General features: G+C 40.7%; 30 protein-coding genes and 1 pseudogene. 9 read left to right on the forward strand and 22 right to left on the reverse strand.

What is annotated here, in order from left to right; translation table 11 throughout:
- Nucleotides 1–69: 69 nt before the first annotated feature.
- Nucleotides 70–483 (reverse strand): CoA-binding protein, encoded by a 414-nt coding sequence (locus tag IE339_RS11180; protein WP_242175979.1) that lies wholly within the window; start codon nucleotides 481–483, stop codon nucleotides 70–72.
- Between the two features lie 445 nt (nucleotides 484–928).
- Here IE339_RS11180 and plsY point away from each other — a divergent pair, with 445 nt between their 5' ends.
- Nucleotides 929–1,525, forward strand: a complete 597-nt coding sequence (gene plsY, locus IE339_RS11185; RefSeq protein WP_242175980.1) for a glycerol-3-phosphate 1-O-acyltransferase PlsY — start codon at nucleotides 929–931, stop codon at nucleotides 1,523–1,525.
- A gap of 93 nt (nucleotides 1,526–1,618) precedes the next feature.
- Nucleotides 1,619–1,804, forward strand: a complete 186-nt coding sequence (locus IE339_RS11190) for a YjfB family protein (protein WP_242175981.1) — start codon at nucleotides 1,619–1,621, stop codon at nucleotides 1,802–1,804.
- 53 nt (nucleotides 1,805–1,857) lie between these two features.
- Here the strand turns inward: IE339_RS11190 and IE339_RS11195 are convergent, their stop codons facing one another.
- From IE339_RS11195 to IE339_RS11235, 9 genes are all read right to left on the reverse strand, one after another.
- On the reverse strand, nucleotides 1,858–2,427 hold the full coding sequence (locus IE339_RS11195) for a lysophospholipid acyltransferase family protein (RefSeq protein ID WP_242175982.1): 570 nt from the start codon (nucleotides 2,425–2,427) through the stop codon (nucleotides 1,858–1,860).
- Nucleotides 2,428–2,429: 2 nt separating this feature from the next.
- Nucleotides 2,430–3,422: a ketoacyl-ACP synthase III gene (locus IE339_RS11200; protein ID WP_242175983.1), complete on the reverse strand. Its 993-nt coding sequence runs from the start codon at nucleotides 3,420–3,422 to the stop codon at nucleotides 2,430–2,432.
- A gap of 127 nt (nucleotides 3,423–3,549) precedes the next feature.
- Nucleotides 3,550–4,356: an MBL fold metallo-hydrolase gene (locus tag IE339_RS11205; RefSeq protein ID WP_242175985.1), complete on the reverse strand. Its 807-nt coding sequence runs from the start codon at nucleotides 4,354–4,356 to the stop codon at nucleotides 3,550–3,552.
- A 92-nt stretch (nucleotides 4,357–4,448) separates the two neighbouring features.
- On the reverse strand, nucleotides 4,449–4,823 hold the full coding sequence (locus tag IE339_RS11210) for a hypothetical protein (protein ID WP_242175986.1): 375 nt from the start codon (nucleotides 4,821–4,823) through the stop codon (nucleotides 4,449–4,451).
- 231 nt (nucleotides 4,824–5,054) lie between these two features.
- A complete protein-coding gene (locus IE339_RS11215; RefSeq protein WP_242175987.1) occupies nucleotides 5,055–6,020 on the reverse strand; it encodes an aldo/keto reductase in 966 nt (321 codons plus the stop codon).
- A gap of 201 nt (nucleotides 6,021–6,221) precedes the next feature.
- Nucleotides 6,222–6,635: a hypothetical protein gene (locus IE339_RS11220; RefSeq protein WP_242175989.1), complete on the reverse strand. Its 414-nt coding sequence runs from the start codon at nucleotides 6,633–6,635 to the stop codon at nucleotides 6,222–6,224.
- 83 nt (nucleotides 6,636–6,718) lie between these two features.
- Nucleotides 6,719–7,429: a DUF421 domain-containing protein gene (locus IE339_RS11225; RefSeq protein WP_242175990.1), complete on the reverse strand. Its 711-nt coding sequence runs from the start codon at nucleotides 7,427–7,429 to the stop codon at nucleotides 6,719–6,721.
- A gap of 95 nt (nucleotides 7,430–7,524) precedes the next feature.
- On the reverse strand, nucleotides 7,525–8,469 hold the full coding sequence (locus IE339_RS11230; protein ID WP_242175991.1) for an aminoimidazole riboside kinase: 945 nt from the start codon (nucleotides 8,467–8,469) through the stop codon (nucleotides 7,525–7,527).
- A 104-nt stretch (nucleotides 8,470–8,573) separates the two neighbouring features.
- Nucleotides 8,574–8,879, reverse strand: coding sequence for a hypothetical protein (locus tag IE339_RS11235; protein WP_053400455.1), 306 nt, complete (start codon nucleotides 8,877–8,879; stop codon nucleotides 8,574–8,576).
- 183 nt (nucleotides 8,880–9,062) lie between these two features.
- Between IE339_RS11235 and IE339_RS11240 the strand changes: the two genes are divergently transcribed.
- A complete protein-coding gene (locus IE339_RS11240; protein ID WP_242175992.1) occupies nucleotides 9,063–9,350 on the forward strand; it encodes a HesB/YadR/YfhF family protein in 288 nt (95 codons plus the stop codon).
- Nucleotides 9,351–9,612: 262 nt separating this feature from the next.
- Nucleotides 9,613–10,629, forward strand: a complete 1,017-nt coding sequence (locus tag IE339_RS11245) for a zinc-binding alcohol dehydrogenase family protein (protein ID WP_242175993.1) — start codon at nucleotides 9,613–9,615, stop codon at nucleotides 10,627–10,629.
- A 45-nt stretch (nucleotides 10,630–10,674) separates the two neighbouring features.
- Here the strand turns inward: IE339_RS11245 and IE339_RS11250 are convergent, their stop codons facing one another.
- Nucleotides 10,675–11,883, reverse strand: a complete 1,209-nt coding sequence (locus IE339_RS11250; RefSeq protein ID WP_242175994.1) for an MFS transporter — start codon at nucleotides 11,881–11,883, stop codon at nucleotides 10,675–10,677.
- A gap of 193 nt (nucleotides 11,884–12,076) precedes the next feature.
- Nucleotides 12,077–12,826, reverse strand: coding sequence for a class I SAM-dependent methyltransferase (locus IE339_RS11255; RefSeq protein WP_242175995.1), 750 nt, complete (start codon nucleotides 12,824–12,826; stop codon nucleotides 12,077–12,079).
- 196 nt (nucleotides 12,827–13,022) lie between these two features.
- On the opposite strand from IE339_RS11255, the gene IE339_RS11260 reads away from it, so the two are divergent.
- Both IE339_RS11260 and IE339_RS11265 read left to right on the forward strand, forming a co-directional pair.
- Nucleotides 13,023–13,208: a hypothetical protein gene (locus IE339_RS11260; protein WP_242175996.1), complete on the forward strand. Its 186-nt coding sequence runs from the start codon at nucleotides 13,023–13,025 to the stop codon at nucleotides 13,206–13,208.
- A 153-nt stretch (nucleotides 13,209–13,361) separates the two neighbouring features.
- Nucleotides 13,362–15,098, forward strand: coding sequence for a methyl-accepting chemotaxis protein (locus IE339_RS11265; RefSeq protein WP_242175997.1), 1,737 nt, complete (start codon nucleotides 13,362–13,364; stop codon nucleotides 15,096–15,098).
- A 150-nt stretch (nucleotides 15,099–15,248) separates the two neighbouring features.
- Here IE339_RS11265 and IE339_RS11270 read toward each other — a convergent pair.
- A pseudogene (locus IE339_RS11270) lies at nucleotides 15,249–15,587 on the reverse strand (IS66 family transposase); the annotation flags it as partial.
- A 117-nt stretch (nucleotides 15,588–15,704) separates the two neighbouring features.
- Nucleotides 15,705–16,298 (reverse strand): TetR/AcrR family transcriptional regulator, encoded by a 594-nt coding sequence (locus tag IE339_RS11275; protein WP_168760813.1) that lies wholly within the window; start codon nucleotides 16,296–16,298, stop codon nucleotides 15,705–15,707.
- Between the two features lie 146 nt (nucleotides 16,299–16,444).
- Here IE339_RS11275 and IE339_RS11280 point away from each other — a divergent pair, with 146 nt between their 5' ends.
- Nucleotides 16,445–17,440 (forward strand): NADPH:quinone oxidoreductase family protein, encoded by a 996-nt coding sequence (locus tag IE339_RS11280; RefSeq protein WP_242175998.1) that lies wholly within the window; start codon nucleotides 16,445–16,447, stop codon nucleotides 17,438–17,440.
- Nucleotides 17,441–18,131: 691 nt separating this feature from the next.
- Complete coding sequence (locus IE339_RS11285) at nucleotides 18,132–18,419, forward strand: hypothetical protein (protein ID WP_242176000.1); 288 nt, start codon at nucleotides 18,132–18,134, stop codon at nucleotides 18,417–18,419.
- A gap of 163 nt (nucleotides 18,420–18,582) precedes the next feature.
- Here the strand turns inward: IE339_RS11285 and IE339_RS11290 are convergent, their stop codons facing one another.
- The 7 genes from IE339_RS11290 to IE339_RS11320 all read right to left on the reverse strand — a co-directional run bounded on the left by IE339_RS11290 (nucleotide 18,583) and on the right by IE339_RS11320 (nucleotide 21,503).
- On the reverse strand, nucleotides 18,583–19,038 hold the full coding sequence (locus IE339_RS11290; RefSeq protein ID WP_242176001.1) for a DinB family protein: 456 nt from the start codon (nucleotides 19,036–19,038) through the stop codon (nucleotides 18,583–18,585).
- A gap of 64 nt (nucleotides 19,039–19,102) precedes the next feature.
- Complete coding sequence (locus tag IE339_RS11295; protein WP_242176002.1) at nucleotides 19,103–19,381, reverse strand: GNAT family N-acetyltransferase; 279 nt, start codon at nucleotides 19,379–19,381, stop codon at nucleotides 19,103–19,105.
- 72 nt (nucleotides 19,382–19,453) lie between these two features.
- Nucleotides 19,454–19,873, reverse strand: coding sequence for an acyl-CoA thioesterase (locus IE339_RS11300; RefSeq protein WP_242176003.1), 420 nt, complete (start codon nucleotides 19,871–19,873; stop codon nucleotides 19,454–19,456).
- A 120-nt stretch (nucleotides 19,874–19,993) separates the two neighbouring features.
- The gene (gene tlp, locus IE339_RS11305) at nucleotides 19,994–20,227 is read right to left on the reverse strand and encodes a small acid-soluble spore protein Tlp (RefSeq protein ID WP_242176004.1); all 234 of its coding nucleotides are present in this window, start codon (nucleotides 20,225–20,227) and stop codon (nucleotides 19,994–19,996) included.
- A gap of 165 nt (nucleotides 20,228–20,392) precedes the next feature.
- A complete protein-coding gene (locus IE339_RS11310; RefSeq protein WP_053400470.1) occupies nucleotides 20,393–20,536 on the reverse strand; it encodes an acid-soluble spore protein N in 144 nt (47 codons plus the stop codon).
- A gap of 105 nt (nucleotides 20,537–20,641) precedes the next feature.
- Nucleotides 20,642–20,785: an FbpB family small basic protein gene (locus IE339_RS11315; protein WP_083446441.1), complete on the reverse strand. Its 144-nt coding sequence runs from the start codon at nucleotides 20,783–20,785 to the stop codon at nucleotides 20,642–20,644.
- A 136-nt stretch (nucleotides 20,786–20,921) separates the two neighbouring features.
- On the reverse strand, nucleotides 20,922–21,503 hold the full coding sequence (locus IE339_RS11320) for a peroxiredoxin family protein (RefSeq protein WP_242176005.1): 582 nt from the start codon (nucleotides 21,501–21,503) through the stop codon (nucleotides 20,922–20,924).
- 173 nt (nucleotides 21,504–21,676) lie between these two features.
- Between IE339_RS11320 and IE339_RS11325 the strand changes: the two genes are divergently transcribed.
- Entirely contained in the window at nucleotides 21,677–21,841 is a 165-nt protein-coding gene (locus IE339_RS11325; RefSeq protein WP_242176006.1) for a hypothetical protein, read from the forward strand.
- 76 nt (nucleotides 21,842–21,917) lie between these two features.
- Here the strand turns inward: IE339_RS11325 and IE339_RS11330 are convergent, their stop codons facing one another.
- Nucleotides 21,918–22,304, reverse strand: coding sequence for a nuclear transport factor 2 family protein (locus IE339_RS11330; protein ID WP_242176007.1), 387 nt, complete (start codon nucleotides 22,302–22,304; stop codon nucleotides 21,918–21,920).
- Nucleotides 22,305–22,310 lie beyond the last annotated feature (6 nt).

A 22,310-nucleotide genomic window follows, 5' to 3' on the forward strand; every position in this document is an offset into this window, starting at 1 on the left:
TATCAAGGATTTTCAAGCGTGAGCGTGATGATAGACTCATCAAAAGCCATTCTTTTCTAATCACTTGTGTTACTTTGTGAGGGCGTGTTCGACTTTAATGCACCGATCCATAACGACCGTATACCCTTTATTCGTAAGCAAATTATAGGCCTCTTCACTAACACATCCAAGCTGTGACCAAAAAACATCCGCATCAACTGTTAAAAATTCATTTGCCACATCTAGTAAATGCTCTGAACGACGGAACACGTTCACAATATCGATATGACCTTCAATTTCTTTTAGCGAAGCGACGGCTTTCACGCCGAGCGCTCCTTCAATCGTTGGATTAACAGGAATAATCTCATAGCCTGCTTTTTGCATGGCTTCTGAGACCATATAGGATGTTCGCGACGGATTGTCCGATAGCCCGACAACCGCAATCCGTTTGCTTTTTTTGAGTATCGCACCTAGCTCCTCACGACTTGGAATAGACATGGTCATGTTCATGACTCCCTTCACGTTTCGTCTCTCGCTTTATGAATGCCTGCTCCTCTATGTATAGCGTAAAAAATCAAAGGAAGCAAGCAGAAGCCCATATAGAAAAGGTCTTCTTTTGCTGATTTCCCCTCTTTTTTTCTAAAAAAACATGAAACAAAACAGGTCAATCTCAGTTAGTTTCCACGACAAATGATCATTCTCCTCTCTCTTTTGTAAATAAAATGATGGAGAAGCATGTTTTAAGGAAAACAAACGCAGTATACAATGATCGTAAGGCATTTCGAAAAAACTTGTGGTTTTCCAACTTTCTTGATACGATTAGAGCCGGTTTATCCCGAGAAAAAGGAAAATTCGTGCATCACCACGAATTATTTACATAAACCACGCTACGTTTTTCTCGTTAGCATGGTAAAATGAGAAGGATTGAATATAAAGGAGCTTACGAACTATGGAATTTATTTTACCGATTCTTGCTTATCTAATCGGTTCTGTTCCTTTCGCCCTTGTGGTAGGGAAATTAGGATATGGGGTTGACATCCGCGAACACGGAAGCGGAAATTTAGGAGGAACGAATACCTTTCGTACGTTAGGAGCCAAAGCAGGGCTCATGGTCACGATTGGTGACATTTTAAAAGGTACGCTAGCAACCGCTCTTCCTTTCTTATTTGATGCAAATATTCATCCTTTACTTGTTGGATTATTTGCGGTCATTGGTCACGTTTATCCGATTTTTGCAAAATTTAAAGGTGGAAAAGCCGTTGCAACGTCTGGTGGAGTACTACTATTTTATAACCCAGTCATGTTTTTATTTTTGGTTTTATGCTTTTTCATCGCCTTATACATATCAAAATACGTTTCCTTATCATCCATGATTACCGGTGTATTTTTGTTTGTTTACACGTTGTTTTTAGGGGATCTTGTGCTCATTATTGTGGCTGTATTCCTCGCCTTATTTGTTATTATCAAACATCGTGCCAACATTCAACGGATCATGAAAGGAACCGAACCGAAAGTCACGTTTTTTAATAAACGAAAACGAACCTAAGAGATTGGATATCTTCCAATCTCTTTTTTTGCCGTTCGGCCGTGGCACATTGTAGTAAAAGCGGTTACACTAGTAAATGAAGGAGGAATGAATATGGATATTGCTGCTTTATCCGTGAATATGCATCAAACCTCATTACAGCAAGATGTTAGCATTGCCTTAATGAAAAAGACGATGAATATTGCACAAGTCAACGCACAGGCCATGAACCAACTTCTTATGCAGGCTGCTCCTGCTCCGCACCCGACATCAGGTCACCATATTGATGTAAAAGGATAATAAAAAAGAGGTGAGGAAGAGACGAATTCGCTTCGTTTCTTTCCACCTCTTTTTTATTGCTCAAGCGTACGGAACGTTTGCGAGAGAATCTCGTTCCACTCCTCGACGCTTTTATCTTTTGATACCGGAATCGGTTCTCCGAAGATGACGGCTCGGCGCTTTCGCTTCAGCAAGTCACGAAAACGATGTGGACCGACATAAACAGCGGGAACAATCGGCACGCCTGCTCGTGAAGCGATCCGAACGGCCCCCTGCTTCAAAGAGTCATCTTCAGCTGAACGTGTTCCGGACGGAAAGATGCCCACGACTTTTTGCTTTTTTAAAAGCTGAAGCGGAATCTTTATCGCACTTGGCCCTGGATTTTCACGATCTACCGGAAACACATGAAGACTCGTTAGTAGTTTATTAATCATTGACAGTCGGAACAGCTCTTTTTTTGCCATAAAATGAATCGGTACAGGATGAAGCGCAATGCCTAAACAGACGACATCATACCAGCTTTTATGCGTACATACAACGATAAAAGGCGTGTCTGTTGGAACCGCTTCTTTCTGATGAACCGTAAGCTTCCCCCCTACGATACGTAAAAATCCTTGCACGGTCTTTGCTGCAAATGTATACATAACTACTTTGTCTCCTTTAAATGCCATGTTAGTAGGTGTCCTGCATAGGTTAATCCTCCACCAAATCCGTACAGCAACACCGTATCCCCGTTTTGAAGTTTTCCTTCTTTTAACGCGATATCGAGCGCAAGTGGAATGGAAACGGCTGAGGTATTACCATGGTTTTCAACACTTGTGAGCGTTCGCTCTAGCGGAAATCGTGACTTTTCACAAATCGATTCAATCATACGAAGATTTGCGCTATGAGGGACGAACCAGCTGATCTCCTCTTGCGTCATCCTTGCCATTTCAAGCAATTCGTTCATTCCCTGAGGAACATTTCTCACAGCCCACTTGTATACTTCACGGCCATTTTGCACCATTTTCCCATGAGAAAGCAGGTTTTCTCCCTCCATGGTGGTCGACAAGTTTGTTCGGTAAATATGCTTACCTCCCTGTCCGTACGTTCCCGTATGCGAGCTTAGAAAACTTGGCCGTGAAGAATCGTATTCTACTAACATAGCAGCCGCTCCGTCGCCAAACAGTACACATGTAGAACGATCGCTATAATCGGTTACTTTTGATAACGTTTCAGCCGCAATTACTAATACCTTTTGATGCAATCCTGACGTTACAAATCCATTAGCCATGTGAAGCGCATATGTAAAGCCCGCGCACGTAGCGTTCAGATCCATTGTACTTGCTTGAGGTATATTAAAATACTGCTGAATTTGGCAAGCAACGCTCGGAAACGCGTAGTCAGCCGTTGTTGTGGCGACCAGAATGCAGTCCACTTCGTGTATATTCGTTTCGTATCGTGCAAGCAGGTCTTCTACAGCTCTGCAGGCAAGCGTTGACGAAAATTCCATTTCTCCCGCTATTCTGCGCTCTTTCATTCCTGTTCGCTGTGTAATCCACTCATCGCTTGTATCCACCAGCTTTTCTAAATCAGCATTGGTCAGCCGTTGTTCCGGTACGTATGTGCCGATTGCCGTTAATCTTGCGGTTGATTTCATGTTTCATCGCCTCTTTTTATGATCTATTTATATATTTAGATATTAGTACTAGGTACTAATTATGTCAATATTTTTACAATGATCATAAAAAAAAGACCCCTTCTTCTACGAAAGAGTCTTGCCTTTCTTACCGTTCATTTAAAATGGATGACACGATGTATTTCGAGTCCCATTCCCCACGTGAAAAGGTAATGATCGGGTATTTTTTGGGGAAAAGAGACTGTTTAATTTCCTCTACCTGATAGCCCTCTTTGTTTAATTGAATGACTTTCTCCTGAACGCCTCTTAAATAATCAAGCTTATAGTGTAATTTCTTTTTGCCGTCTTTTATATAGCCGGCATGACAGCAAAACATTTCGCTAAAATCATGTTCTAACACATGTTCAATTGAACGAATAATGGTCGGAATACTTTCTTCTCGAAGCGCTACCTTCGTTTTCGGTGATACGTACAAATCACCTGAAAAGAGCTGACCTGTGGATTCGTTTAAAAATGAAACGTGATCGGCCGCATGTCCAGGCGTTGAGAGAACCCTCCAGTGATTATTTCTAGATGAGAAGGTTTCAGGCATATCTTGCGATGAAAACGGGGGACGTTTTCCCCAAAAGAAACGACGATAAAATGGATAGTTTGCTTTTTTCATGCAGTCGTTTTTGTAAAGGGGATTCATATATACCGGAATATTCTGTTCTGCACAATACAGCGCATTTCCCGTATGGTCTTCATGATAATGTGTAATCATGGCGATGTCTGGCTGAACGTCATCAATAAACGGACGAAACACTTGTCGTAAGGAATGTGAGCCCGTATCGATTAAGACACCGTCTTGAAAAAAAGCAAAACAGTTAAGGCGAACGCCTAACGCTTCATTTCGTCCTTCACAATACTGAACACCTGACTGTTCTCCTCTTGATGCATGTTGTTTCACAAACATACTATGCCCCCCTTTATTTGCTTACTCTTAGCTACTACTATATCATATGAATGGCTATTCATTCACTTTTTATATGAACGAACCGCGCAAAGTCATCTAACCGGCTCCTTTTTACGGTTCGTTAGCCACATAACAAGAAGCTGAGGAAGCAAATTCAAACAACTAATCAATAGCAATACTTGATGGGGAGCAAATGGTTTGAAATAACCATGGTCCCAACCAGCTCCTAACGTTATATCCATTCTGTGGAGAAAGTACAACGAAATCATGGCTGACGCTAGATTACCAATCATAAACGGAATGATATTGCTAAATACTTGGCTTGAAACGGCCAGTATGGACGTACCTACAATCATAGTTAAATAGCCGATCATAGACGTGTTCGCCCAATCTTGGTACATCGAAACATAACCGAACGGAAAACAGTATAAACAAACAATTAACAGATTCATTATAAACTTTCGCATCGTCCCTCTCCTTATTCAAAAATTCCACTAATAGTGTAAATTTACACTATTAGTGGACACTTTTCAACAAAAAACTGCTGGATAAACTAAAAATTTTTGCTTTAAATGCGCTAAGCATACGGTCATAAGAAAAAGGATGCGAAAATCGTTGAGATTTCGCATCCTTTTTCTTAGTCAGCCATGTTGCATTCTGAAACATAACCCAGTATTTGAAATTTAGCCCGCTTATTACTAAAGCTGAATATTATCTACTTCTTGTTTTAATTCATCAGTCCAAATCCAATCACTAATCTCCGCTGCATCCGTCACATGGTAAGCTTTGCTTGCACCAATAATGGCTGATGTGACCGCTGGCTCATTCAGTACCCAGCTTAGCGCAAATTGAGAAAGACTGACTTCCTGCTGATCCGCTATTTTTTGATATTGCTGTACAAGCTCAAAGTTACGCTCTGTGAAATAGTTTTGAATAAGCTTTTCTCCTCTGGCTGCACGACTATCTGCTGGTACATCACCCATGTGCTTGTACTTTCCTGACAGCATCCCTCTGGCCATTGGGCTATACGTTAACACTCCTACCCCTTCTGATTCACAAAATGGCAAAAGCTCTTGCTCGATTTCACGTGAAAGAAGATTGTATTGCGGTTGAACCGAAATGAATTTTTCTAGGTTCAGCCGTTCGCTAATGCCGTGTGATTTTGCGATTTGCCATGCCGCATAGTTCGAGCATCCGATGTAACGAACCTTGCCTTGACGAACGAGATCATCTAGCGCTCGAAGCGTCTCATCTAATGGCGTGTTCGGATCAAAAATATGTACCTGATACAAGTCAATATGATCCGTTTGGAGGCGCTTCAACGACTGCTCCGCCTCGCGCATAATGTGCGTACGAGAAAGACCGGACTGATTTTTCTTGTGGCCCATGCGAATACCAACTTTCGTCGCAAGTACCACGTCATCACGGCGCCCCTTCAGTGCGCGACCAATGATCTCCTCTGATTCACCCGTTCCGTATGGAACCTCTGTGTCCTGCCCTTTTCCATAATAGTTGGCAGTATCGATAAAGTTAATGCCCTGATCAATGGCTGTATCTAAAATATCCGCAGACGCTTTTTCATCAATCCAACGGCCGAATGCCATTGTTCCTAAGCAAAGATTTGATACTTGTAATCCTGTACGACCTAGCTGTTTGTATTGCATCCTCATCACCTCATTGATTTTTTTGTTAAGTATACCCTTAATTGGAAAGCCGTCCAATTAATTCGCTCAGCTTATAAAAAACTCATCAATGGATTCGTGCCATACGCCTAATTCTTTTCACGTATTATTCTCTTTACCATCCTTTCTAGTAAAACGCGGACAAAAAAATACCCACATCGCGTGTACGATGTGGGTGGTGTATTATTTAGACTGTTTTTGTAATTCCTGAAGCGCTACGACTTTCAGAGCCGCAAGTTCATCAGGTGATAGACGCTGTTCTGCAAGCTGCATCAATTCCTGTTTTTCCTGCGGTGTAGCGCCACCTTTTACTTTTTTCGCGGCATCTGCTAATTCAGACGTCGAGAACTTTTTCATGACAGTTTTTACTGCATCTTCTTTTGTATGAAAAGGCAATTTACTTTTATCAACTCGACTAACTTCTTTTGCGAGCTGATCAATATTAGCATACTGCTTTGCTTTAGAAATTTGATCATCTGTTAGCCATTCTTTTTGTGCAATGGCGACCACTTTATTCGATACATAATTAAGCGCAACACGATAGCCGCCGTATCCAATCGCTGCTAAAATAACAATCGTAATTAAAAATTTTTTCATGACTTTCCCACTTTCAATATAATGGTTTTTCGAGAAATATTTAGTGGACTCCATTATACAATACGAATGGGACGAAAGAAAAGCTATTCAATGTCAAGTGGAGATGAGAGGTGATCGTTGTATGTATCAATATAAAGCATCCCGCTTGTACTTACGACTGCGTAGTGAACATTTGATAGCTCATATCCTCGTTTTTGAAGTTCCTGGTAAAGCCATGCCTCTGTATAAGGCGTTTCCCCTGTATTTTTACTGATAATTTCTCCGTTCATGACTAATTCTACGGGGAATTGCTGTGATGTTGGGGGAAGGAACGAGAGATCATGACGCTTAACCGTTTGATATACATTCTTTTTGAGCACAGATAGTTTACCATCGTTTTCAATAACGGCATAATCAACTTCTTGCAGATCAAAAATATCTTTCTGACGAAGCGCCTGACTAAGCATATCGAGCGTGTACCGAAGCTTTTTCATATTTTGCTCTAAAATTTTTCCGTGCTCAATCACTACAGTAGGTCTTCCCGTAATCCACCTTCTAAAGATTCTTCTCTTTGAAGCAAGAAAAAACAGCAAGTAAGCGATAAGACTGAGGGTAATGAAGGAGCCAATCATCGCCCAGACGTTCAGCTTGAGGTCAAAGGCAATATTAGCGGCAATTGAACCAAGCATAATAGAAACCGCAAAGCTATGGTAGGTCGCCTGAGCACTAATCTGTTTTCCCATCATGGTAATAATAATCATGATCAAAACGTATGCGATACACGTCCGTCCAATACTAATGAGAATATCGTTCATACCGTCTCCTTTTGCTCTTTTTTATGCATAGGGTTTCCACTATTTGTTCGTTTTATAAATAAAATAACCCCCCAGGAATTCCTGAGGGGCTGGTGTCAGCTCAGTTGTTTTTTTACTTGTTGAAGCGTTGGAAGTGCCGTCATCGCTCCTTTTACGGACGCAGCTAAGCCGCCAGATACACTTGCAAAACGTCCCATTTCAGCAGCTTCATGAATGGTTAGGTGAGACAACTCTTTTTTGTATTCGTTAAGATGATACAAAATACCAGACACAAAAGCGTCTCCCGCCCCTGTAGTATCAACGGCTTGTACCTTCATTGCAGGAATGCGAATCGTTTCTTTTCCGACGAAGGCGTAACTTCCTTCACCTCCAAGCGTAATAAAGATCAGTGGAATTCCATAAGCTTCTAGCTTTTTTACGCCCTCTTCTACATCGGTTTCACCCGTCAAAAACGTGAGCTCTTCTTCCGAAATTTTTAGCACATCCGCTTCAGGAAGCATCGACATAATCGCTTCACGAGCTTGTTTTTCGCTATCCCATAGATTTAAGCGAAGGTTGGGATCATACGAAATCATCATGCCATTTTCTTTCGCTTTTTTTACGGCAGCGATTGTGGCTGATTTCGCCGGCTCGCGAATTAAGGAAATGGAGCCAAAGTGGAGAATTTTATTCGTTTGAAACAGTTCATCAGATAATTCCTGTTCACTTAAAAAAGTATCAGCGCTCGGCTGAATATAAAAGTCAAAGCTTCGCTCTCCGTTATCAGCGAGGGTTACAAAAACAGCCCCTGTACGTGCCTCATCTGTTAACGTCATCGCATCTGTTTGTACGCCGTAGTCCGTTAGCGTTTCTTTTAAAAAGGTGCCCAATACGTCGTTGCCGACTTTTCCGAGAAAATGAACAGGTACACCTAATCGCGCAACGCCTACAGCTACGTTAGCTGGTGCCCCTCCTGGACTTTTTTGATAGGTTGTATTTGATGCATCCATTGGAATAAAATCAATTAACGCTTCCCCTAGACTAATTACCCCGTTTTTCATAGCGGTCTCTCCTTTATCTCTCTGTCATTCCTAATGGTGCCATACTACTGTTTGTGTTTGCAAGAAGTAGTAACCAAAAAGACAGACCTCCTCAGGAAGTCTGTCTACCTATGAGCGCTTCTTCTACTTTCAAAATAAGCGCTAACTAACAGGACAACGGCTGTGATGATATGTAGACACATGCCAAGTAACGGAATCCATCCGAGACAAGATGTGATGATTCCTAAAATACTCCCGACTTTTCCATCACGATCCCTCACACAAAAGACTAACGTAATGATATGTAAAATAGCCATCGGAAAGAGCGGCGCCCAGCCGGTCGATAGAATAATCGCGCCCCCTACAAAAGGAATGCCAAAGAATGCTTCAAGTCCACCTGAGACCCATTTTAATGCAGTTGATGTACGCATGTTGCGTCCTCCCTTCTATTTCTATTCATATCCTTTTTCCCCTTATGGTTAAACCCGTTTCTTTTTATCATGTGCACGGAAAGTAGTTGTATTCCTAATAACGGTAGTTTTTCCATAATGATGGCACAATGTGTGAACTTCTTATATAATGAGGTGAATGCTAAGCGGAAAGGAGAGCTAACAATGAAAATAACCCTAACACCCGAAGCCCTTGCATGGTTCAAAGATGATATGATCGTAGAAAAAGGTGATTACGTTCGTTTCTTCGTACGCTACGGAGGATGCAGCACTGTTCAAAAAGGCTTTTCTTTAGGCGTAGAAAAACAAAAACCAATTCAAATCGGCTCACAAATCGATGAAGACGGCATTATTTTTTATGTAGAAGAAGAAGACCTGTGGTATTTTGATGGTCATGATCTAGAAGTTGATTTTAATAAAGAATATGACGAACCCGTGTTTAAGTACGAGTAAATGAAAACGGCGAAAGGCTCAGAATGATTTACCATTCTGAGCCTTTTCTATGAGCATTTAACGATTCATCACAAATCGTGAACTTCCTCTCCTTTAGTACCCTCTCTGTGCCTGCCTCACAAAAATGTGCCTACTTGCGAGTGAAAAGAGCGCCTGGTACAGTAAAAACATCGCTTCGTTTTTGATCCAAAAAGGCGGGTATACAACGAGTAGAAGAAGCTACCCTAAAGATATAACAAAACAGCTAAAGGAGTGTCAGAATATGAAAGCAGTTGGACTTTATCGTTACTTACCAATTGATCATCCAGAAAGTTTAGTAGACGTTGAGGTGGAAACACCACGCGCCACAGGTCATGATCTGCTTGTACGCGTTCAAGCGGTGTCTGTAAACCCTGTCGACACAAAAGTACGTGCACCAAAGGATGAAGTGGAGAATGAACCGAAAATTTTAGGCTATGACGTAGCAGGAATTGTGGAATCCGTTGGGCCTGATGTAACGCTCTTTCAGCCTGGAGACGAAGTATATTACGCAGGAAGCATCACAAGACAAGGCGGAAACAGTGAGTTTCATTTAGTGGACGAGCGAATTGTAGGGAAAAAGCCTGGTAACTTGTCATTTGCAGAAGCAGCGGCGCTTCCGCTTACAACGTTAACCGCTTGGGAAGCGTTGTTTGACCGCTTAGAAATTCCGATTGAATCACCTGAAAACAAGGATAAAAGCATTTTAATTATTAGCGCAGCGGGCGGTGTCGGATCTATTGCTACACAGCTGGCTAAAAAAGCAGGTCTAAACGTGATCGGGACAGCTTCGCGCACTGAAACAAGTGATTGGGCAAAGCGTCACGGTGCGGATCACATTATTAATCACTACGAGCCACTTGCTCCGCAGCTAAAAGAAATCGGATTCGAAACGGTTGATTACATCTTTTGCTTAAACGCAACAGACAAGCACTGGGATGGAATGGTTGAAGTCATTGCACCGCAAGGAAAAATTTGTGGAATTGCTGAAACGAAAGATCCTCTTCCGCTTTCGGATCTTCAGCAAAAGAGCGCAACGTTCGTCTGGGAGTTTATGTTCACGCGCGCAATGTTCCAAACAAGTGATATCATCGAGCAACACCATATTTTAACAAACGTCAGTCAGCTCGTCGAAACAGGTTCCGTCGTTTCGACGCTCACAGAAACGCTATCACCAATTAACGCGTCTAACCTACGTATAGCGCATCAAAAAGTAGAAGCTGGCGACATGATCGGAAAAATCGTCGTAGCCGATATGTAATAGCAAAAAGGACGTGAATCTTATCACAAGATTCACGTCCTTTTTTTAATGCTGATAAGCCGCTCTTTCACGCTTTTTGATGACTTTTCCTAATTGAAGGGATCCAAGAATCGACACAACGCTCAGAACGATGATCATCGATACCACCCCGCTCCATCCGAAATCATGATAAAATAAGCCACTGACGGTTCCTCCGATGCTAGAGCCGGTATAGTAAAAAAATAAATACAGTGAGGATGCTTGTGCTTTGTCATGTGTAGCGGTTTTCCCTACCCAGCCGCTTGCAATGGAATGGCCGGCAAAGAATCCAAAAGTGAAAATGGCGATGCCGATAATTTTAATCGACAGATGCGTGTTCAAGGTAATACATACACCCGCAAGCATCAGCGCAAGCGATAATTGAAGAATGATGCGTTTTCCGTATTTGTCGGCCATCATCCCCATCCACGTCGAGCTAAACGTGCCGACCATATAGACGATAAAAATAAATCCGACCACGGTTTGACTTAATGAATAAGGTGGTTTTAGCAGCTGAAAACCAATGTAATTATACAGCGCCACAAAGCTTCCCATTAGTAAAAAGCCGATCGCAAATAGATACAAAAGCGCAGGCTCTTTTAAATGACTAACCAATGCGCCTGTGAGCTTTTTCGGTTTAAAGGCTTGAGCATTGAAGTTTTGAGATGATGGGAGAAAGCGCCAAAACACAAAGCTTGAAAGCAGGCTAATGATTCCTACGCCCATTAGCGCAACGTGCCAGTTAAAGAAATCTGTTAAGATACCGCTAATAATTCGCCCGGCCATTCCTCCAACGGAGTTTCCGCTGATGTAGAGTCCCATCGCCATCCCGAGACTTTTAGGGTCCACCTCTTCCCCTAGGTACGCCATCGCAACAGCCGGAAGTCCTGCAAGCGAAACGCCTTGAAGAATACGACCTGCCAATAATAAGTGGAAATTAGGTGTAAAAGCGATAAGAACCGCTAAAATAGATGAGACAATAAGCGAAATTGTCATTACTTTTTTACGGCCGAACACCTCAGATAGTGATCCTGCCACTAGCATGCTGATGGCAAGGGCAATCGTTGTGGAGGATAAACTTAAACTAGAAGTAGCAGGAGAAATATGAAACTCCTCGGAAATTTCAGCAAGTAACGGTTGCGTTCCCCATAAGATCGCAAATGTGCTAAAGCCGCCCGCGAATAGTGATAAGTTCATTTTTGTAAAAGCTGGGGTTCCCCGTTTAATATACGTCATACGGTTATGATACTCCTTTGTGTCACAAATTCAATGAATGCTTACCTCTATCATACGCTCATTCATCAATAACTTCTAATCAGGATTTTTTATAACATTGATGCATAATGAGTATGAATTGTATCTTCCACGTCACTCACACAAAAAGACTGCCTAAAGCGAAAGAATCATTCGTTTCAGACAGCCCATCCATTTATTTTTTTACCTTAAATACAAGGAAATCCGCACAGCGTAAATCTTCACTGAACGAAGGGTACTTCATTAAGACTTCTTCCGATGGCTTCGGCTCCACCACTTCTTCAATGAGGAAGCCTGTTTGCACGAGTGCATTGATGTAACTAGTAAGCGTTCGATGAAAGAGAATCATTTTTTCCTTTTCTCCAATGCGTTGTTCATACGCCCCCTCATAGAAATAACGATCCGTTTTCCAATAGAGTTTTGATCCCTCTTCTGTCTTTACCCACCCGCTATTTGGTGTAACAAAACACGGATGAAGAATGGAGAAGATAAAATACCCGTCCTTTTCTAACACACGATAAACTTCTTGAAATGCCTTCTCATAGTCGGCTAAATCTTGAATGACCATGTTTGAAACAACGAGTTGAAATTGGTCATCCTCTAAGAAATCCAGTTCTTCTAAGTTGCCATGATGATACCCAATCACTAGCTCGTTCGGTGTCCGGCTTTTAGCATGTTCAAGCATACGAGGTGAATAGTCGACTCCGGTAACAAGAGCACCCTGTCGAGCAAGTAAACGACTCAAATATCCTTCTCCACATCCCGCATCCAACAGCTTTTTCCCTGACATGTCCCCTATTAGTGAAAAAAGCGCTGGATTTAGCAGAGCTTCCTTATGTAAATCGCCCATTTCTCCGTGATTTCGTGCATATTCATCCGCAAAGCGATCCCACCTTGCTGCCGCTTCCGTTGTTCCGATGTTCATCGTATCATCCCCCTTTTAAAAGAAGGTAAATTATACCATAAAATTAACAAAAAGCTAATCCTTCTTTTAAGCGCTCCATTGACTCATTATCCTTTACACTTTTTTACGTTTCTTTAACATTCACTCCATCTTTCCTTAACATCCGTCTTTTATCCTATAAAATGAAAGACGTCATATACAAGGAGTGTTTCAATCCATGTTTTTAAAAGAGCTATCTCGTAAGGGGCTTGTGACGGTTTTATACGATTTAAACGGCACTGTTCATACGTTAAAAGGTCGTGTTCATCAACTAAATTTACGTGATCAAGTCTTATCGTTAAAGGATGAGCGAGAAAAGGTTTGGCCTATTCGCTTATCAGGCATTAAAGAAATCCATTCATAACACACATCCATGGGCAGCTCATTTACTGCTCATTTTTTGTGCGATTTTTTATTACATAATTAATCCTTCTTAAGAAAAAAATGTATACTTTATGCTTTTTATCATAGTAAAATAGTCTAGTTGCAATCATGTAAAAAAAGGAGCGAAATAACATTGAGGCATGCCCGTACGACCTCTGATGTCAAATCAGAGGCAACACGAAGAGTGAACATAGGAATTGCTACAAAGATTAATGTGATGACGATTAGTATCCTGCTTATCCTTTCCGTCATTATTAGTCTTGTAGTAGGAAGAGAAATTGAATCCGGTGTGGAGAAGTTTGCCACTGATAAAGCAAAAGGCGATTTGCATATGGCCTATGATTATGTTGATACAAAGTACCCTGGTGATTGGTCTAGTTCAAATGGAAAGCTATACAAAGGCGATCAAGAAATGAATGGTCTGTTTGAACTCGTTGATCGTATCGGTAAAAATACAAATGATACCGTCACCATCTTCTCGAACGATACGCGAATCGCAACGAATGTAAGGATCGACGGGAAACGTGCAGTTGGCACTAAGGCTTCTCCTGAAGTCATTGACACCGTATTAAAACAGCAAAAGCCCTATTACGGACAAGCTGACGTTGCAGGTCATACGTATCAAACGGCTTACATGCCGCTGACAGATGAAAATGGCGAGACGATCGGGATTTTTTATGTGGGTGCACCACAAAGTATTATTGATGAGATTTTATCCTCTTTCATGAGCGTCTTTTTACTCGTGCTAGTCGGGGTGATTATTCTTGCCCTTTTGGTTGTTCTCTTCTTTACGAGAGGATTACGCCGCAGATTAAAGGCCATCTCTCATGCTCTTGATCGTGCTGGAAAAGGTGACTTCACGGCAGTCGTTCACGACCGAGGAAGCGATGAAATTCATTATCTTGTCACAAGCTACAACGAAATGCGGACAAAATCTCAATTTATGATTGAAGAAGTACGTAAGGCGTCTGAATATGTTGCCGCAGCATCCGAGCAGCTTGCAGCTGGTGCAGAGCAAAGTAGTCACGTTACCGAACAAATTACGGCCGCGATCCAAGAAGTTTCACTCAATACCGAACAACAAGCCTCTGGCATTCATGAAAGCAATGAATCGTTACGAAAGCTTTCTACACATATTGAAACGATGGAGGAATCAGCATCGATAATTTTACATGTAGGAACAACGTCTTTAGCACAAGCACACAAAGGCGAAGAATACATGAAAAAAACTGCGCTGCAAATGAGTGAAATCGAACACTCCGTGTCGATTAGTGAAGAAACGATTCAGCTATTAGGCGAAAAATCAAAGCGAATCGGTGAAATCACAAAGGTAATTACAGCGATTGCTGATCAAACGAACCTGCTGGCACTTAATGCGGCCATCGAGGCGGCTAGAGCCGGTGAACACGGAAAAGGATTTGCGGTTGTGGCGGACGAAGTACGTAAACTAGCCGAGCAATCGCAGTCTTCGGCCACACAGATCTCCACGCTTATCCAGGAAATTCAAGGCGACATGACACAGTCATCAAGTGCGGTGGATCAAGTAAAAGAAGATGTAAAAGCCGGTCTTCACCTTGTGAAGAATACGGAGGAAGGTTTTAGCCATATCCTTGGTGCAATGTACCAAGTAGAAAATCAAATGAAATCCTTTGTTGGTATTTCAACCAATATGGCAAGCGGTATTCAAGAAGTGGCAACCACTGTCACAGACGTGTCAGATACATCGCAAAACACCTCTGGCCATGCGCAAAACGTCGCTGCTTCAGCAGAGGAGCAGCTCGCGTCTATGGAAGAAATAACGTCTGCTTCTCAGTCCTTATCCGCCATGGCGATCGAGCTACAGCAGTTGATGGAGAAATTTAAGGTGTAACTTTACGTTTATTTAAACATGAAGACGAAAAAGATACACATAGAAAAGAGCATTGCGACTAGCAGTGCTCTTTTCTATGTCATTCAGGCCAATGAAACCCTTAAATGTAGTTGAATGTAGTAGATTGAGTTAATTAACAATTACCCACATCTGATTCAAACAATAAATGATGGCTTTTCCTAGCGCGCTTTTTGGTAGAACGAGATCTTTTTGTTTATAAAGCCATGATTGAAAAAGGTCCAGAATGGGCCTGCTTTTTTCCAGTCGCTACTCATATCGTTTTGTAGAGTCGCCATGTTTTAGCTTTCTTTCGATAGAATAGAGTTGGTTACAGAAATACAATCCTTCCCTCGCCTTCACCTTTTTTTTCCGTTGTGAATCAGGTAAAGCCCTTATGGTTTTACCGAACTTACGTCTGACAAGTTCCCAACATCCCACCAGGGTGACATCCGGCACTTGATTGTAACCACTATATCCGTCCACTTGTAATTACCCTTGATCATAGCTTTGCATATGACATGCCTAACTTTGATTTTAGACTTTGTTCTCCCTGTTTATCTTGTAAAGTATAGAAGGTAGACAGGTTAAAAAGTCTAAAAAGAGCATCTAATTAACTTTTAGCAAGTCTAAAAAGCTTTGATAGCAAGTCTCTTTGTAGTATTGATGGGAATTTATATCTTCGTTCATTAGCCATTGAATGAGCAATCCATCTATAATAGCTCGCATGGTTTTTGAAGTGTTTTCTATATTAATATTCTGTTCAAACACTCCTGTTTTCTGACCAGAAGTAATAATGTCAGATGTAATGCCCCAACAGTTTTGATAAAAATGATGATTAATTTTTCTGTATGTTTCATTTTGACCTGCCTGAGACAAGAAATCTAAATAAACTCTATAAAATTTTGCATTTTTCTCAGGAGCGACAAACACTGAGTTTACGTAAGCTTTTAATTTACCCAAGGGAGTAGACTCTGAATTCACTGATGCAAGCTCATAGTTATAGATTTTATTTGTAAGCCACTCAAGGAGTTGAGATAAGGTATCTTCCTTATTTTCAAAATAATAATGGACGACTCCTTTACTAACTTCTGCATGATCAGCAATACTCTGTAAGGTAACCGAATTATAACCTTGTACTGACATAGCTTGGAAAGCTGCTCTTAATATTTGATTCTTTCTCTCTTCTGCTTTTTTCTTCATAATAAACCTCCAGCAAACTAAACCTACAAATTAGTATACATCATTTTTAAAAATTTGAACAAAAATTATTCTGACCGGTCAAAAAAATTGACCGGTCAGAATAATAATGTATACTAGAAATAGTTTCAAAAAGGAGGAATCACGAAATGAAAGATCAATTTAAAGCGCTAGTGGTAGACAAATGTAATGATGAATTTTCAATAAATGTAAAAAATATTTCCCTAGATTTTTTGCCTAAGAGTGATGTCATAATCAAGGTACATTATTCGGGGATTAACTATAAAGATGGGCTAGCAGGTACTCCTGATGGTAAAATCGTAAGAAATTATCCATTTATACCAGGGGTAGATTTAGTGGGTGTAGTCGTTTCTTCTAAGGACCCTCGCTTTCATGAAGGAGATGAAGTCATTGCAACAAGTTACGATATAGGTGTTTCCCACTTTGGTGGATACAGCGAATATGCCAGTATTCCAGGTGATTGGATTGTACCTTTACCTGAAAATTTAAGCCTTAAAGAAGCCATTGTAGTAGGAACAGCAGGCTTTACAGCAGCATTATCTATACAACGTCTAGAGGAGAATGGAGTATCGCCAGAAAAAGGAAAAGTTCTTGTGACAGGTGCAACCGGTGGAGTTGGCAGTTTTGCGGTCTCATTTTTAAACTCTCTTGGTTATAAGGTAGAAGCTAGCACGGGGAAAGAATCAGAGTATGAGTATTTACGAAAACTCGGAGCTCATACGATTATTTCAAGGGATATGACGTATGGAGGAAAAGTTAAAGCTTTAGGGACACAAAAATGGGCTGCAGCCGTTGACCCTGTTGGTGGAGATCCTCTTTCCTCTGTTTTAAGCCAGATTCAATATGGAGGTTCAGTTGCTGTTAGTGGGCTAACAGCTGGGACAAAACTGTCCACTACTGTTTTTCCATTCATTTTAAGAGACGTCAATTTACTTGGAATTGACTCTGTATACTGCCCAATGGAAACACGTTTAAAAATATGGGAACGCATAGCAACAGATTTCAAGCCATCTAATTTTGAAGATTTTATCTCACAAGAAATTAATTTAAATCAGCTTCCTGCTGTTCTTCCTAACATTTTAAAAGGGCATGTAAGAGGAAGAACGATTGTAAAATTAGTCTAATAAGAAAATTTATATTGAGATTTCTTACTATCAAAAATTAAGCACCGTAAAGGATTTTTAAAATATTTGAGAAATATCACCAAAAAAGCTAAGGGTTAAACTCTTAGTTTTTTTTTGGTGCCTATAAGCTGTTTTATGATCACTAAAATTTTATGTAATATAGAGATTAATAGTTATTTAGTACTCTAAATCCCATAACGCAAAGGTTCCATCCTCTAGTTCCACCACATACTGTGCGATATGATCCATTACCTCACCTCCAATCCTATTTGTTTGCTTCAATCGTTCGATCTTAATGACCTTCTCAAGCAATGAAAAAAGCTGGATTGGTTGAAATTACTACTAAAATTTTATGACTCTCGCAAAAGAGACATTAATTTGGCAAAAAGTAAATTTGTAATTTTCTGTATTATAATGTGCTTATGAACCATTTTTAACTACAATGAGGATATAAGCGATAATGAATTAAACATTAAATTTTAAAAAGAGGGTTTGGTGTGAAGAATCATGAATATTCATTATCCATCAATCACTATACATTAGAAAACATCAACAAGTTTATAGAGGGAATGTGCACTTACCTAGAAGATAACCACTTTCTCATTGAAGCACCGATTCAGGACGATTCATTTGGCGGTTTTATTTGCCCAACCAATACTTTAAAGTTCATATTTATTAGTAGGAGGAACACATGATGGATGTTAGCCATGAGAAACAGCAGCTGAATCAACTTAAAAATTATGTTTTTGTGACGGTAGCAATTCTTTTTTTACTGGTTTTTGTTGGTATTAGCTTCTTATTTTTGTATTTTCCGATGATCGGGATATTAGACGTCGCGTACACGGCACCTAAAATTGCGATTTTTTCTTTTTTAATCTCCGTGGCCTTTTCCTCTTTGACCATCAAAAATCTTTTTGGCAAGCTATTGTTGATTATTAACATAGTGGTGATGTTGTTTATGCTTTTGTACGGGGCATAGAATTCATAAGAGTACAAATGAGCTGAACCTTTTCTTCCCTACCTGCTGTAGTGAGCATTAATTATAGAATCACCTGTAAACGGTAGTTGATTACAGGTGATTTTTTCATTTGTTCTCGTTTTATCCATCATGTGATGGTGGATTTTTATATAAAGAAGAGCCATTACGTACGGGACGATAAGATTTGATTGCGAATATGGTGCTCCATATGCGAAAGGTAGTCTTCAATGAGCCACTGCAGCGTCTTATGCTCGTTGTTTCCGATGTCACAGAGGTGTAGGAGCTTATCACCTGGAATCTGTTTAATAATGGTGACGACTTGGTTGTTGAGCGCTTGAAACAGCGCAAGAAGTTCATCCACCGGGCGAGTTTGATGCTGTTGACTCCTTACCCAATACTCTTGATCATAGGGCTCGAGCACATACACCGGCTTTTCATACTGAATCTTAACAAACCGCTGAATGTTGTTAATCGCCGAGTCACAAAGATGACCGAGGATCTCTTTTTTGGACCATTTATTTGGTGCGGGCCGATCTGAGATGTCCGTGTCAGACATCAATCTATACTCTTCTGGCAATTGTCTCACCCAGTATTGAATACCATCTATCACTTCTTTCATATCGCTTCTCTCCTTGTGCTTTTTTAAAACATATTCATCTGACCATTTTCCAATGATCTAAAAATTACGGAGAAGGCACGTACTGCATCGGTTCCGTGCAGGGTGCATAGTCATTTTTCTCATAGTACGAAATACTCGTATCACTTGGCCACACGATAATAAATTCATACTGCTGTTCCTTCGCCCATTCGTTCACTTGTTTGAGAAGCTCACTTCCAATGCCAGCCCCTCTTCGGTCACTACGTGTATAGACGTTTGTCATATACGCAAATGGATAGGTAATGCGACCAGGACGCATCACTTTTGATACTTGTTGTGATTCGTGGTGTACGATGATAGACAATAAACAAATAAGCCACCCAGCGAACAGGTAGCTTATGTTTTCTTTATGTGCATTTACGAGTTGCTATCTTTCTTATTTCTTTTTAATGCTCTCATACGCCTCGTGCCATTCAGGGAACTTACGGCGAATGGAAATGGGGCGGAAGTTTTCTTTCTTTACACAAACGTGTGAGGAAGTCGCTTCGATCGCAAGCTCACCGTGCTGGTTGTAAATTTCATAGCCATACTGAACGCGAAGCCCATCATAAATCTCGACCCATGTGTGAACCGTTGCCACGTCCCCGTATGTCAGTGGCTTCTTATATGACACTTGAACATCTGTGACAGGTGATAAAACGCCTTCTGCTTCCATTCCTGCGTAGTTAAGCCCCATATCTTGAATAAGGCCTGTGCGTCCTACTTCCATCCATACTAAGTAGTTGGCATGATAGACGACACCCATTTGGTCGGTTTCTGCGTAACGAACTTCAATTTCTTTTTTTGAAATATGCATAAAATCCCTCTATTTCCTATGTAATCTCCCTTTTACTATATCATAAAGCGGCTTTTTTCATCGACTATAGGGAATTTTTAAATGAGTAGAACCCCACTCAAATGAATGGGGTAAAAGGAATTACTTGTAGCCGTTTTCACGCTGACTTGCTTCGTCTTGAATTTCATTGCGCATTGCTTGAATGCTTTCTTCGCGACGGTGATTTTTTGCTTCAATGTTTGCACGCTCTTCAGAAGAAGAAAACTCTGCTGTTGCCTGTGCTTTTTCGATGTTTTCAATCGTGTTTTGAACCATCGTTTGAAGCTTTTCTACGTTGTCAGTACGGTTATCTGGATTTGGTTTACTCCATGCCATCTTTCATTCCCCCTCAAATTGTAAAATCCCTTACCTCAACTAGTATCTCTCACGTTCATCATCTTATGATGGTAATAATTTAAAATAACCATAATTACATTATGTCTACTAAAAGCCATAATAAAAGCAGGGTTCGTTACCCCTGCTTTTTACACGATCTATTCGTTATTCCCCTTTAGTTTGAATCACTTGAGGATGCTGGCCGGATTTATCCTGCATTTGTTTCCCTTTGTTTCCACCTGCTGCACGTGATTGTGTGCCAATGTGGTTTGGAACGAAATCTTTCGGATTACGCTTTGGGTTTCCCATGTTGTTGCCTCCTCTAAAATCGAAGAATCGAATCCTGCATCGAAGAAGATTCTAATTTAATATTCGATTTTAATTTCGATTTTATGTAAGGAAGTGTTTGGAGAACTATTCAGCTTGCTCAAGCATACGAAGTGCTAAACGTTGCTCTAAGCGCTCTTCTAACTGATCTAACGCCTCGTGGTCGCGAAGCAATTGGCGTTTATTTTCTTGTACTAGTTCTGAAAAAGAACGTTTTCGTAATTTTCTCATTTGAGTGCCTCTTTTCTAATTTAAAATAGAATGTAATTTCTAATTTAAATATTTCCATTTTAGAAATTTTCTAAACACTTCTAAAGAAGAAAATAAAAAAAGAACGTTCCAGAAACGAAACGTTCTTTTTTGCCTCTTATTGTGCTGCGAAAGCTTCCATTTGTTTTAGAGTCATCGGCCCTTCAATGCGCTGCTGAATTTTCCCTTGTTCATCAATGAAATAAGAAGTTGGGATGAGGAGAACTTTGTACTTTTTAATCCCGATCTCTTCCTTCTCATCAAGTAAAATGGGGAACGTGTAGTGATACTTATCCACGAATTTTTGCACAGAGTTTCGATTGATCTCCTGTGACGTTAGATTAACAGCAAGTACCTTAACATCTTTTCCATACTTTTCATGGAAGGTCTGCATCTGAGGCATCTCTTCTTTACAAGGTGGACAGTACGTTGCCCAGAAGTTTACAATGACTTTTTTGCCTCGTAGGCTAGATAACGACACCGTCTTTCCATCTAACGTAGAGAGGGTAAAATCAGGAGCCATTTTCCCTTCTTCTAGCCCTGATGCAGGAACATCTTGATTTTTTTCTGAACCATCTTCATAGGAACGAAGGTCATCTTGCGGTGGGGCGGCTTCTGTTTTAGCAGGCGCAAAATTTTGCCATGCGGTATAACTAATAAGCGCTAATAGCAGAAGGACACCTAATAGTTTTTTAACCAACGTAATCGTCCCCTTTCGTATATGTAGTGAAAGCGGTTTATTGTTTGTCCTTTTATTATATACGATGAACAGGAAAAAACATACATTGTACACCAAAGGTTCACAAACTGTTTCGCATTTGTATATTTGCTTCATCTCCTCTTCACAAGGATGTAACCGGAGGGATGCGTATTATGACCAATCGTAATAAGAGTTGGTGGTATGTAGCAGCAATTTTGTTTCCACTGATTGGTATGATGTTGTTTGTCATGTGGTGGGGAAGCGGTGAGCCAGAAAAAAAGTCGATCGCGATTCGTTTTCTTTGCCTATCATTCGTAGGGATGTTGCTGTGGGCGTGATTGAAATCTTCTCAACGGATAGCGCGGAATTCATCAAGGATTAAAAAGACCATCCACAGTGGAATGGTCTTTTTAATTAGATTTGTTTGTACTGTTGAAATGCAGCTGAATCTGCTGGCACATTTTCTAAATAGCAGATCTTCCCGCTTTCGTCTAAACGCGCAATGTCAATGCCTTCTTGTGTAAAGACTTCCCCTGTTTTCTTCTTCCCGCAAACGGCCCATTTTGTTTGATACTGATCCGTGCCTTCTACACGCTCCCAGCCTTCAAACATGTGCTTAATATCGCTATTGTATTCATAAAACATTTTCATGAACATTTTCCAGCTTTCAATGCCTTCTTTACGGTCTCCGTTTAGTACAAATGACATGTCATCCGAAAATAGAGAGAATAGATCCTCCATTGCTTGTGTGCTAGTACGTGATTCATCAAATAATCCAAAATAACGCTGTAAGTTTTCCATGTTGTA

Origin of the sequence: Priestia koreensis (assembly GCF_022646885.1) — a bacterium.
Lineage (GTDB): Bacteria > Bacillota > Bacilli > Bacillales > Bacillaceae_H > Bacillus_AG > Bacillus_AG koreensis_A.